The sequence below is a fragment of the Lysinibacillus sp. NPDC093216 genome (assembly GCF_050280325.1).
Classification (GTDB): domain Bacteria; phylum Bacillota; class Bacilli; order Bacillales_A; family Planococcaceae; genus Lysinibacillus.
This window is the reverse complement of sequence record NZ_JBNNVB010000028.1, coordinates 36,836-49,154: the sequence shown is the minus strand read 5'-3', so window position 1 is coordinate 49,154 and position 12,319 is coordinate 36,836. Positions and strand designations below refer to the sequence as shown.

The following is a 12,319-nucleotide window of genomic DNA, read 5'->3' as shown; positions in this document are numbered from 1 at the left end:
TCTCCAACTAACGAAGCAGGATAGTTGAAGTAGGAAATCAGAAAAATGTAAAAAACTACTTGTAATCTCGGTGCTTCTAAAATTTGTGCTCCATTCAAATTTAAAAATAAGTGCCCGTTTTCTGAGCGCCTATTTTTTCTTTGAAAGGTAACTGTTGAATGTAAAACCTCCGAGCAATATAATACAAAAAGCTAAAATAATGTGCTCTATTGAAACAGATTTAATACCATTTAGAAGTAGTATAGCTAGAACAGCTAATACAATGATGATCGACCAGAAAAGTAAAATTTGATTGTACCTATTCCTATTTTGAATTGTGCGTTCGTCTTCAATTATCTCGTTCTCTGTGTCCATTTGTTTTATTTTCATATTATATCGGATAACTCCAAAAAGCATGATTATACTCATTGGTATATTCCCGTATGAGTATGGGTGTTCAAATAGAGCAACAAACAAATTAATTACAACTAGAGTCGCAACGCTCAACCAAATACTTATCGGTTTTTTTCTGTTAGTTTGCACTAGACTCATCCTCCTCCAAAATGAAAATACTCTCTACATTCGTATTGAAAAATTCGGAAATTTTAAGAGCCAACTCTAAACTAGGATTGTAATGGTGATTTTCTATAGCAATAACTGTTTGTCTCGTTATTCTTAGTTTCTTAGCAAATTGTTCTTGTGTTAATCCAGCTTCAGTTCTAAATAATTTGATATTATTTTTAACCATCTTTATTAACTCCTAAAGTAAAATGATTCCAAGCTTCTAAAATTAAAATCATCCTTCCCCTGCGTCTGAAAGTAAAGATATCTTTACATCATTATATACATTTTAACCAATAAATGTGTAATCGCAGCTACAATAATAAATTAATTTTTAGAATGAGCTCTTTATATAGCACTGAGCAATTTTGATTGTCTTCTCGACTTCCTAAAGAAAGATTGATAACATCTCCATTAGGATCTATCCAATCAATTGCCAATTTACTGTAATAGGTTGATTGAGGTAGAGGTAGGGCGACCCCATAGGGATTAGCGTCACAGATGAGGGCAAGTAGGGGAACGAAGGCTCAGTGCAAAACAACAGTGATAACGACTTCGTAACCAACATCATGTTGTTGCCACTGCCTTCGCTTTCGCGCAGATAAAACCCTTTTGTTGTCGCTTCGCTTTCGCATAGACAAAACACGTTGCTGCCGCTATGTTAGCACTACGCTTTCGGACAAAAAACATCTGCTGGCCCAGGCTGCTCATCGGACGCCCCTAGGAAAGCGCCCAACCGGAACGGAAATTAACCCCACGTTATGGTGATGAGCCACAAAATTAACAAGCTATAAAGGAAAGGTGGGTTAATTTGAACAAGAAATTTCCGCGCAAAATACATATCATTGGCTCTGTTGGGAGTGGAAAAACTACTTTAGCGAAAGAGTTATCTACGACATTAAATATTCCTTATTATGAATTAGATAATGTTGTTTGGAAAAGACAAAATTCTGGTGATATTAGAAGAACCGAGCAACAAAAAGTTGATTATTTGAATAATATTATTCTTACGGAAGCGTGGATTATTGAGGGCGTTCATAATGAGGACTGGGTAGCGCAAAGCTTTTCGAATGCTGACTTAATTATTTTCTTAGATACGAATTATTTAATCAGAATCCATCGAATAATAAAGAGATTTACGTTACAAAAACTCGGTTTGGAAAAGTCCAACTACAAACCGACCTTATCAATTTTTATAAAAATGTTTAAATGGAATCGTCATTTTGAGGAGATAGGCAAACCAAATTTTTATCACATATATGGAATGTATTGTGACAAGCTATTGGTAGTAACAAATAAAAGTGAGATTCTTAAAAAAAGCATATCCAAAAAATAATGGATACGCTTCTTACGTGTACTTTTTAAGCATTTTTCTTCGTTTTCGTTGCCCGTTTTCTTGTTGTTGGCTTCTTCGTTTTTTCTAAGGAAGCTTGAAGTGCTGTCATTAAGTCCGTAACGTTATCAGGTACTGGACGTTTATCGCTAGTCGAGATTGTATTTGTAACTTTTTTCTCCTCTATAAGCTCCATTAAAGCATTGCGATAGTCATCAGTATATTTTTCTGGATTAAATTCTGTTGTTAATTGATCAACTAGCATGAGTGCGGTTTCTAGCTCTTTTGGAACAATGTTTTGTTCACTTGGAATACTTGGAACATCAGCAACACTCCTTACTTCATCGGGGTAATGAATCGTTTCCATTACTAATGCATTTTGATAAACACGGACAATTGCTAATTGTTCTTTTGAACGGATAATAATTTTTGCCACACCTATTTTTCCGGATTGTTCTAATGTTTGACGTAATAGGGCATAAGCCTTTCCGCCAGTCGAATCAGGGGATAAAAAATAAGTACGTTCAAAATAAATAGGATCGATTTCAGTTAATTTTACAAAATCAATGATTTCAACGGCCTTATCTTCATTTTCCTTCCGCAAGTTCTCTAATTCTTCTGGATCTAATACGACAAACTTATTTTTTGCATATTCATAAGCCTTCACAATGTCCTCATCTTTTACTTCTTGGTTACAGCCTTCACAAACTTTTTTATAGCTAATAGGTGTATGACATTCTTTATGGAGCTGGCGCAATTTAATGTCTTTATTTTCTGTTGCGGCATGAAGTTTTACTGGTATATTGACTAGACCAAATGAGATACTGCCTTTCCAAACTGTATGCATTTGTATCACCTCGTTTTTCTTACTATGATATATTTTGCTTATTTTTATGTATCTTAAAGTGAAATCGTCAAAAACTTAAGGTAAAAAGCAAAGTAGGTATTTAAATGAAACCAATGCTATTAACAGAAGTGCTCGAGACGCCTATAGGTGAGGAGTGGTTGTACGAAACAAAATATGATGGATTTAGATGTATGTTAGTTTGGGACGAACAGCCATTGTTAATAAGCAGAAATGGCAATAACTTAACTCACCTGTTTCCGGAGATACTTGATTTTTGTAACAGCATATTTAATAAAATTAAAAAGTTTTTACCATTAACGTTGGATGGTGAATTAGTTTGTTTAACGAATAACTTTAAAAGTGATTTTTCACTTGTTCAAAAAAGAGGGCGGATGCAAAACAAAGAAGTTATTGCTACTCATGCAAAAGATTTTCCTTGTCATTATATTGCGTTTGATTTACTGAGCTATAAAGGGGAGTCGCTGACAAATAAATATTTAAAAACACGCAAACAGCAACTTTCTAAGCTTTTTACAACTTTAAAGCTCCTGGCGACTGTCAATTATGAGGATCAATGTCCTTTGCAAGTGATTAACTGTGTGGAGCATAGTGAGCCTCTTTGGCAGGCTATAAAAGTTTACAATGGAGAGGGAATGGTTGCAAAGAAGATAACGAGTAAATGGATAGGAGATACACGCTCGACACATTGGTTAAAAATAAAAAATTGGAGATATGTTACGGTAATAGTGACGAAATATGATCATGGTAATGGTTATTTTCATGGTAGTATTTATCAACAGGGAGAGCTAGTTGAAGTAGTTATATTTAAACATGGAATGTCAGAGGAAGAACGGAAAACGCTCATTGCTTTTTTTCAAACAAATGGACAGAGGAATAATGAAACATGGGAGCTGGAGCCATCCATTTGTCTTGATATTGCCTGTATTGATTTTGATGGGAGTAAATGTCGAGAACCGCGTTTCCATGCATTTCGACTGGAGATGTTGCCAGAGGATTGTCATTGGCAGCATATGCAACGTCAACTTTTTCCTATTCCAGATATTGTTCAGATTACGCATCCTGATAAGCCTGTTTGGCCTGAAATCGGTATTACGAAGGATGGTTATTTGCACTATTTGCAAATGATTTCTCCGTATTTGCTACCTTTTTTACGAGATCGACCACTAACGCTAATTCGATTTCCTCATGGAGTCCCGGGTGAAAGCTTTTATCAAAAAAGTAGTCCTGAGAAAATACCTGAATTTGTTGCAACAGGATGGATGGACGATATTCATTACCTAGTATGTAACAATCTTGAAGCATTATTGTGGCTAGGCAATCAGCTTGCACTAGAGCTGCATACTCCATTCCAAACGTTACAATCAGAGCGTCCGACTGAGATTGTTTTCGATCTAGATCCTCCTTCCGTTGAGCAATTTTCACTTGCTGTTACTGGAGCCATGGATTTAAAGGGAATTATCGATTATTTTAAGCTGCAATCTTTTGTTAAAACGTCGGGTGGTAAGGGAATACAGCTATATATACCGTTACCTGAAAATGCCTTTACTTATGAAGAGGTGCGAGTATTTACTGAATTTGTCTGTCGTTTTTTATGTGAGCAAAAACCGGAATTGTATACGATCGAGCGTTTAAAGAAGAATAGACATCAAAAATTATATTTAGATTATGTGCAGCATGCAGAAGGCAAGACGATTATTGCTCCATATTCAACTCGTGGCAACGAAAAGGGCTTAGTGGCAACGCCATTACATTGGGAAGAGGTCAATGAGCATTTAACACCAGATCTCTTTACTATTCCCGCTGTACTGGAGCGAATGAAAATTGTGAGCAACCCTTTTAAAGATTTCCGTCAGGTAGGGAAGAGCCAGGATTTTCAATCAGCTTTAGAGAGGTTAAAAGAGCAATGACTTGCTATCTAAGTTTGAAAAGGGAGAAAATGGGATTTATGTAGAAGCGGCATCCCTTTATCATCATGTACCAAATAAAGAAGCACTTATACAACAGGTTATCGATGCTGTGAGTATAAAAGCTGTTGTTGACGAAGCAACTGTGCTGCCATGGACGCAGACGTTCCATGCTTTTGCAACTAATTTCAGAAACATATTGAAAGCGCATCCGGGGGTGGTTCCATTAGTGGCCATTCACTCCGTTTCTGAAAAGATGGGCGCTAAATTGGCTGTCCCATTAATTGCTGTAATGGAAAAGACAAAGGCAAGTCCGGAAGAAGTTCTTTTCATCATCCAGTCGATCGCCGTCTTTGTTATTGGTCATGCACTTGCGGAGGTAGGTAATTGGCCTGATCGTCCCACAGCGCCAGCGGAATACTATAATCAATGGTTCGAAGTAGGTCTCACTGCATTGATCAATGGATTCGAACAAAAGTATGAGTAACAATGACAGGAGGAACAATCATGTTTTTTTATTTATTGCTATTGCAAGTTGCAACGTTGCTTTATCATCAACTTACAACATGGATTGATTTTTATCCTTTTAACGGAGTACGTCATTACTCAGCCAAAGAGCGCCGCAATGAGGCGTTGGTGAACGGCATAATTATGATGATCCCTATCTTGCTTTCTTTAACCCGCGAGTCCGTATGGATCGGCATTAGTGGATTTGTATGGACCCTTGTTTTGATTGGGGCAATTTTTAGCTGGTGGATTCCTTATTTGACAGGTGTGATGGTTTATAAAATGCCGAATAACGAGACATGGCAGCAAGTATACGAAAGGATTTTTTCGAACACCATTACCATACTCCCTCGTATAAAAAATAATCCGCGTCCCAACCTGGAGCATATGATTCTTCACGCCCTTATTCTAGGGTCGGCGATTACGGCTTGGACGTTTGCTTTCTATTTCAAAATCGGCTAAAAGTTATTATTAAAGTTCGATTTTTATCAAAACACCATTATTAAAAAGCACTTAAAAGAATGTTCTTATACTTGCGAAACCACTGCCTATTGATTTAATAATAGTAAGTGAATTTTAGAGAAAATTAATAAGAATGGTGGGATAACTCTTATGGTTTATCATGCAAAAACAAATATTAATTTAGCAATAATGATTTTTTTATTGATTTGGATATTTGGCGCTATATCACTTCTTCCAATCATCACATCTTTATTAACGGTTATTATTATGTCAACGGCCTTTATTGTTTCACTAGTTTTTATTTGGTGGTACGCAAATTCTATCAAGTTTGTTTTCTGTGAAAAGTATCTCTTAGTTAAAGGTGGTCCATTCAAAAGTAAGATTCCGTATCAAAGTATAACAAGGGTTTCTCCAACGACAGATAAGTATACTGGTTATCAAATTTCATCATCTGATAAGGGACTGGAAATATTTTACGAAACAGCAGCTCATGGTAGTATAAAAATTTTACCAAAAGATAAAATGAAGTTTATTTTAGAGTTAAAAAAACGATGTCCTAATGCACAAATTCCGCAAAATCAACAATTCGAGTAAATGGTTAAATTTGTTTTATCAGTAATCCTTTATTGATAGGGAGGAGCAGGATTTTCAATCTGTCTTGGATCATATATAAGACTGTAAGAGAGGGCCAAATTACTACGCCCTCTCTTTAATTGGTTGACAATGCTCTTAATTGTTCTATATTTTGCTGGTAAATCTCAGGTGAACGCCAATCTTTATAGATTTCAGGAATTTCTTTATCCTCATTTTGCTTGCTCTTTTCTGCAATAGTAGTTAATTCAGAAATATAATTGATTATTTTTGAGATATCTTCTTTTGTACCTATTTGACCGTGTCCGGGTACTGCCACGTCAATTTCTAGTCGCCCAACTTTTATTAAAATATTGCTCCATTTCACAGGATCAGACTCTTCAAAAAACGTTGGGTGACAATTCACAAATAATAAATCACCCATAAATATTACTTTCTCATCAGGAATATAAAGCATTGCATCACAAAATGAATGGCCTCCTCCTAACGTGAAAAGCTTTGCACAACGTTGTGTTCCCTGAAAGGTTATTTCATTTTTAAATGTTTGGTTCGGTAAAACTAATTCCAAAGTTGGTAAAGAATCTTTTAATTCATTTAGAGAATTTATTTGGTATTGTATTTGGGGATCATTAGTTTGATTTAGTTGGTCTTTTAAGGATAGAATATAGCCTTTTAAACCTTGAATATCATTTTTCTGTTTAATGAATCTTGAGGGATGGACATCTCTTATTTTTGAGTATGTAATTTGACTTGAAATAATAATTGAATCTTTAAATGTTTGGTTGCCTCGAATATGATCGCCATGCCAATGGCTGTTAATAATCCATGTAACAGGTCGGTTTGTTATTTTTTCAGCAACGAACTTTAAGTCTTCAGATGCTTGTTGAGTGTTAAATGTATCAAAAATAATAATTTTATCGCCTAGATCCACAAAACCGGCATTTCCTACAGCTCCACCACCATCTTTAGCTATTGCTGCATATATACCTTTACCAATTCGGTCTAGCTGAAAGTGTTTACTATAAAACGTATCGTTCATTTATCTCACCTCTTATTTTATTTAGTTTCCTATATTTTCTATATTCGATTTTGATTAAAACAATTCCTTTAAGATTTAAAAGTGGCTACATCTGTATACGTATTCGTCTGGCCCTATAATACAAAGTTTTTAATTGAAGTAATCTATGCTTATTTATCAGGGAGAGAGGGCAGCTTGCTCTAGTTTTGAATCTTTATATCTCGTGGTAAGCAAATCAAGTTTAAATAGAAACAGATATGAAAACTGTTATAAATATTCCCACAGCCATTACAAAGAGGGAAATTTTCTGTAATAATGAATAGTCTCGAAATTTTTTATTTTGAAAAGCAAAATCAGAAATTATGGAAAATAGAAAAGCTACTAAAATATCCACCAAGATTCTATTAAGAAATGAAATATTGTATATAGCAATTGCTATAATTGCTATATGCGAAAAGATAAAAAACCTAATATATTTGTTTTTTAATATCATTTTATCACCTCTTAATTCCTGCATATTACAAAATATGTATTGACAGGATGATTATGACGTTTAATATATATGTCAATAAAATTATTATTTTTATGTTGTTTTCGTTAGTTTTTATTTTAGTATTGGCCAGTTTAGTTCCGATGCTAGTGCTATTATACCGACGTTCCTGATTTAAGTACCGATAATGGTCAAATCTTGTTACTTGTACAGTATGGATATCATGTCTAGGAGGAAACGCTTTAACTTGTTTAATACTCTACCTTGTGTAGAAGGAATTAACTTTGAATGATACGACAGAAACGTCTTGCCACCAAAACTTGTGCGGTTTTTCTCGTTATTAGATTAATAGAATTCCTATAGCCTTTGCTCTTTCTTTCATTCGATTTAACATTTCACTTCGCAACAAATCAATTTAGTCTTGTTCTTATGGTGACTGCAAATAAATACGGTTATGACTGTAAGCCTCCAGCAATTCTATATTGACCATTTCGTTTGGAGTCTGTTCATGTATGCAATATCGAAAAAAGGTAGCTATATAACGTGATAGATTTAACTTTTGAAAGGTAGGAGATTCTGATGGATAAAGAAAAACATGATATCACATTCCCAACTAAAGATGGTGTGTTCAATATGAGGGTGGGTGCAATCATTCTCCGAGATGATAAAGTGCTGATGGTTAAAAATAATCGCGACTCTTATTACTACTCCGTTGGGGGAAGAGTGAAATTACAGGAAACGTTAGAAGAAGCCATTATCCGCGAATGCTTTGAAGAAACCAAAGTGCATTTTGAAGTTGATCGTTTAGTGTATATTCATGAAAATTTTTTTCCTGTTCAAAGTGGTACATATGGAGAAACCCAATTTCATGAAATAGCATTCTTTTATTTAATGAAATCAAATGAAGTCGAAGTAGAGTGTGAAAGCTACACCAGTGATGGCATTGAAGAAAGGTTAGAATGGTTACCTATTTCGAATCTTCAGGATGCCTTTCTATTCCCAGAGTTCTTTAAATCAGAACTCGCTTGCTTGCCTGCTGAAATCAAACATATCGTAACAGTTGAAGAAAAAAGAACATAAAAGAAACAGAGAGGATTACTCCTCTCCAGTTAAGTTTGCTTTAATTTTGGGAATTCTTTTTCTCTAAGTAATCCAGAATCCCCATTGACGAAACAATAGTATCGAATGGGATTGTTTGATAAACCGGATGATTTTCTGCGATGCCATTTTCCTGTAAATAGTTGTACAAAAGAGCCTTTAAGCGGGTATCTAAAAATTGTACTTGTTCTTTAAAATCACTAGATACCAATAACGCTTTTTTCCCTTCAGCTAGAAATAATGGTGTCCAGTAGCGTACTTGTCTGTAAGCTTCAGTTGGATTTTTATAAGCACCGAAATGGCCGAAATACAATTCTGTAGCATTTAACTTTTCATAAAGTTGGATAGATTGCTCCATTGTATCTGGGTCATACTGATTCGGTGAAGTGGAGGGAATAATTAAATCAATTGATTCGCTCTCCATTTCTGGATAACGTACACCAGTTGTATCTCCAACAAACAATCCATTCGTAGCAGAATAAAGCATTGAAACATGATGCTTTGCATGACCTTCTGTATGATAAAACGTTAGCTGATGTTGACCTAAAGATAGTACTTCCTCATGTCCAATCTCTATAATGCGGTCAGCATCGATAGGGACAATCGGATCAAAAAGACGATCGAACTCCGCCCCGTAAACACTCTTTGCACTGGCAATTAGACGACTAGGATCCACCATATGAGATACACCTCGTGGATGTACAACGAATTTGGCATTTGGACAGCTTTGTAAAAACAAGCCTGCACCGCCAGCATGGTCTAAATGGATATGTGTAACAATTACATATTGAATATCCTCTAGATCAATATGTAATTCATCTAAACCTTCTATTATATATGACATAGAAGGACTAGCAGAAGTCTCGATTAATGTAATTTTTTCATCGATAAGCAAATAAGAGCTTGTACGCTGTTCACGATTTAAATCATGTGTATCAATACAATAAAAATTTGGTGCAAGTTGTTGGATTCTCCCCATTAAAATAAACCCCCTTGGTTTCTGAAATGCGCTAAAATTTCTCTGATATTCATTTTTTATCTACAAAAAGTAGTAGTTGTACTTTATGATAATAGAAAAACATACTGAGTGTCTATTCATTTATTAGAGGGAAATATGAATGGAGAAAAAGTTACACTAGTGTGTGCTAATTGATGGACCGGTGATAATTTTCAAAGGGCAAAAGCTATAGTTGTTGTCGCAATTGATACATCTACAGCTGGTATTTAATTTGGTTACTAAGAAACAATCTAGTAAATTGCTATACCGATTTTGAGAAGGAGCTAGGATGAAATTAAATTAATGGAAATTATTAATGTTTCAGACAAAAGGTTGATGTAAATGGTTTGTGCTTTAATATACTATTTCATAAATAGTGATGAAATAGGAGAATATTGACATGATAAAAGGTTTATACGAAGCACATTTACTAGTTAGTAATTTAGAAAACTCAATTGTATTTTATAAAAAATTAGGGTTGGAACTAGCCTATAAAAAAGGAAAAGTTGCTTTCTTTTGGATCGTTAAAGGAGAAAGCTGGTTAGGTTTATGGGAAAATGATAGTGTTCATGTAAACTACCATCCATCGATCCGACATTTGGCGTTTAAAATTGAAGAAGAAGATCTTGATCATGTAAAAGAGTGGTTGTCTTCAATTGGCATTGAAGTTCGAACTGAATTTGGCCTTGCTTCCGAACATCAACCTTTAGTACTGTCAAATATTCCACATGCACATGCTGCAATTTACTTTTCAGATCCAGATGATAATTCATTAGAATTAATTACACCGCTGAGACTAGATGATGTTGAGAGTTTTAATGAGATGTCTCTTGAAGAGTGGAGAAAACGTCAATCCATCTAACCTAACCATTCATGAGGACAAACTTTAAAAGTACAGTAAAAGAGCCATCACCAAAGGTAAGGCTCTTTCTGAATTTCCTTTTAAATCACTGTTTCACAGTGTTTTTCATTGCACTGCTGTCATGATTATATTTAAAAATTATTGCAAAAATGATTGCCAAAACGAGGGTATACGCTCCAAAGAACAACCAAATATATTGCCAATTCCTGACTCCATCAACTGTAAAATAATCAACTACTTTTCCACTAATAACAGCTCCTAAATAGGCGCCTATGCCATTGACCATTGTACTAAATAATCCTTGAGCACTACCACGAATGCGGTGGTCGACTTCTTTTTCCATAAAAATGGCTCCCGAAATATTAAAGAAATCAAAGGCGCAGCCGTAAACAATCATTGATAATAATAATAGGAAAAATCCTCCGCCAACAGGGCTCCCATACCCAAAGAAAACAAAACGTAATGTCCATCCCACCATACTGATCAGTATTACTTTTTTAATGCCATACTTACCTAAGAAAAATGGAATGGTCAGAATAAAGAATACCTCTGAAATTTGTGACACTGATAATAAAATAGCTGGATATTTTACCGCAAAGCTATTTTTATAATCAGGGTTCAAGGCAAAGTCGTGTAAAAATGGATCACCAAATGTATTAGTAATTTGAAGCGCAACACCTAATAGCATTGCAAAAATTAAAAACAACGCCATTTTTTTATCTTTAAAAAGAACAAAAGCGTCTAGTCCCAAAAGGCTTACCAGCGACTTGTCCTTAATTGCATTAGAAGGTGGGCAGGCAGGAAGAGAAATTGTATATAGTGCAAGTAGCAACGAAGAGCCGCTAGCTATAAATAGCTGAATATTACTTAATTCAATTTTGGCAAGACTAATAATCCACATCGCAAGAATAAAACCAATTGTCCCATAGACACGAATAGGTGGGAAGTCCTTTACAACATCAAATCCTTTATTTTCCAAGTAATAATAAGAAATTGTATTCGATAATGCAAGTGTTGGCATATAAAAGATTGAGTTAAAGAGCATTACCCAAAACATCATTGTAGGATCTGAAATTTCAGCAGCGGTAAATAAGGTAATGGCACCGAGGAAATGTAATATTCCGTATAACACATTTGCTTTTACCCACCGATCTGCAATAATACCGATTAAACTTGGCATAATAATGGCTGCAAGACCGTTAGAACTATACACGATTCCAACTTGCGCGCCAGTAAAATTCAACGTATTGATCATATAAGAGCCAAATGTAACAAGCCAAGATCCCCAAATAAAAAACTGTAGAAAAATCATTATTTTAAGCCGTAATTTTATATTCATTTTTTTCCTCCTATAGAAGGTGATGGAGTTTTTTTCTTTGTGATGTTCTGAGCTAATGCTGCCATTGTGTATTTATTTGAAGCAGTAAGAGAAGTTGCTGTTTTAGACTTTAGAACATACCTACAGCATTTGCTCCTAATGTCAGATTCATACGAACTTTATTGGAGTTTCTTATGTTGATTCTTGAATTGTTTTGTGTAAATTGCGGCAATGTATACGATTTTTACGAAGATGCCAAAAACGTGGAGAGATACTGTAAGAAGGATATTAATTTTACTGAACAATGTATCATCTGTATATGTCGATTCTA

The 12,319-nt window shown here is 34.9% G+C and carries 13 protein-coding genes; 7 read left to right on the top strand and 6 right to left on the bottom strand.

The annotated features are described in order from the left end of the window. Positions 1–129: 129 nt before the first annotated feature. Together ACQKOG_RS22470 and ACQKOG_RS22465 are read right to left on the bottom strand one after the other, a co-directional pair. Positions 130–522 (bottom strand): hypothetical protein, encoded by a 393-nt coding sequence (locus ACQKOG_RS22470; RefSeq protein WP_427448300.1) that lies wholly within the window; start codon positions 520–522, stop codon positions 130–132. Further along, on the bottom strand, positions 512–727 hold the full coding sequence (locus ACQKOG_RS22465; protein WP_370080167.1) for a helix-turn-helix transcriptional regulator: 216 nt from the start codon (positions 725–727) through the stop codon (positions 512–514). Before ACQKOG_RS22465 ends, ACQKOG_RS22470 begins: the two co-directional genes overlap by 11 nt. Before the next feature lie 624 nt (positions 728–1,351). On the opposite strand from ACQKOG_RS22465, the gene ACQKOG_RS22460 reads away from it, so the two are divergent. Next, on the top strand, positions 1,352–1,876 hold the full coding sequence (locus ACQKOG_RS22460) for an AAA family ATPase (RefSeq protein ID WP_427448299.1): 525 nt from the start codon (positions 1,352–1,354) through the stop codon (positions 1,874–1,876). A 25-nt stretch (positions 1,877–1,901) separates the two neighbouring features. On the opposite strand, the gene ACQKOG_RS22455 is transcribed toward ACQKOG_RS22460, so the two are convergent. Further along, complete coding sequence (locus ACQKOG_RS22455) at positions 1,902–2,720, bottom strand: Ku protein (protein WP_402872697.1); 819 nt, start codon at positions 2,718–2,720, stop codon at positions 1,902–1,904. A 104-nt stretch (positions 2,721–2,824) separates the two neighbouring features. Here ACQKOG_RS22455 and ACQKOG_RS22450 point away from each other — a divergent pair, with 104 nt between their 5' ends. The 4 genes from ACQKOG_RS22450 (at position 2,825) to ACQKOG_RS22435 (ending at position 6,208) form a co-directional block, all read left to right on the top strand. Then, positions 2,825–4,648 carry a DNA ligase D gene (locus ACQKOG_RS22450; protein WP_427448298.1) on the top strand — a complete coding sequence of 608 codons (1,824 nt, stop codon included), beginning with the start codon at positions 2,825–2,827 and terminating at the stop codon, positions 4,646–4,648. A 1-nt stretch (position 4,649) separates the two neighbouring features. Further along, positions 4,650–5,132, top strand: coding sequence for a hypothetical protein (locus ACQKOG_RS22445; RefSeq protein WP_427448297.1), 483 nt, complete (start codon positions 4,650–4,652; stop codon positions 5,130–5,132). A 20-nt stretch (positions 5,133–5,152) separates the two neighbouring features. Next, entirely contained in the window at positions 5,153–5,614 is a 462-nt protein-coding gene (locus tag ACQKOG_RS22440) for a hypothetical protein (protein ID WP_427448296.1), read from the top strand. Between the two features lie 150 nt (positions 5,615–5,764). Beyond that, positions 5,765–6,208 (top strand): PH domain-containing protein, encoded by a 444-nt coding sequence (locus ACQKOG_RS22435; protein WP_427448295.1) that lies wholly within the window; start codon positions 5,765–5,767, stop codon positions 6,206–6,208. 115 nt (positions 6,209–6,323) lie between these two features. Here the strand turns inward: ACQKOG_RS22435 and ACQKOG_RS22430 are convergent, their stop codons facing one another. Continuing rightward, on the bottom strand, positions 6,324–7,244 hold the full coding sequence (locus ACQKOG_RS22430) for an MBL fold metallo-hydrolase (protein ID WP_427448294.1): 921 nt from the start codon (positions 7,242–7,244) through the stop codon (positions 6,324–6,326). Positions 7,245–8,292: 1,048 nt separating this feature from the next. On the opposite strand from ACQKOG_RS22430, the gene ACQKOG_RS22425 reads away from it, so the two are divergent. Next, a complete protein-coding gene (locus ACQKOG_RS22425) occupies positions 8,293–8,793 on the top strand; it encodes an NUDIX hydrolase (RefSeq protein ID WP_402872689.1) in 501 nt (166 codons plus the stop codon). A gap of 40 nt (positions 8,794–8,833) precedes the next feature. Here the strand turns inward: ACQKOG_RS22425 and ACQKOG_RS22420 are convergent, their stop codons facing one another. Further along, positions 8,834–9,790, bottom strand: coding sequence for an MBL fold metallo-hydrolase (locus ACQKOG_RS22420; protein WP_427448293.1), 957 nt, complete (start codon positions 9,788–9,790; stop codon positions 8,834–8,836). A 418-nt stretch (positions 9,791–10,208) separates the two neighbouring features. Between ACQKOG_RS22420 and ACQKOG_RS22415 the strand changes: the two genes are divergently transcribed. After that, the gene (locus ACQKOG_RS22415) at positions 10,209–10,670 is read left to right on the top strand and encodes a VOC family protein (protein WP_427448292.1); all 462 of its coding nucleotides are present in this window, start codon (positions 10,209–10,211) and stop codon (positions 10,668–10,670) included. 85 nt (positions 10,671–10,755) lie between these two features. Here ACQKOG_RS22415 and ACQKOG_RS22410 read toward each other — a convergent pair whose 3' ends face one another. Continuing rightward, positions 10,756–12,009 carry a nucleoside permease gene (locus tag ACQKOG_RS22410; protein ID WP_370080145.1) on the bottom strand — a complete coding sequence of 418 codons (1,254 nt, stop codon included), beginning with the start codon at positions 12,007–12,009 and terminating at the stop codon, positions 10,756–10,758. Positions 12,010–12,319: the final 310 nt, after the last annotated feature.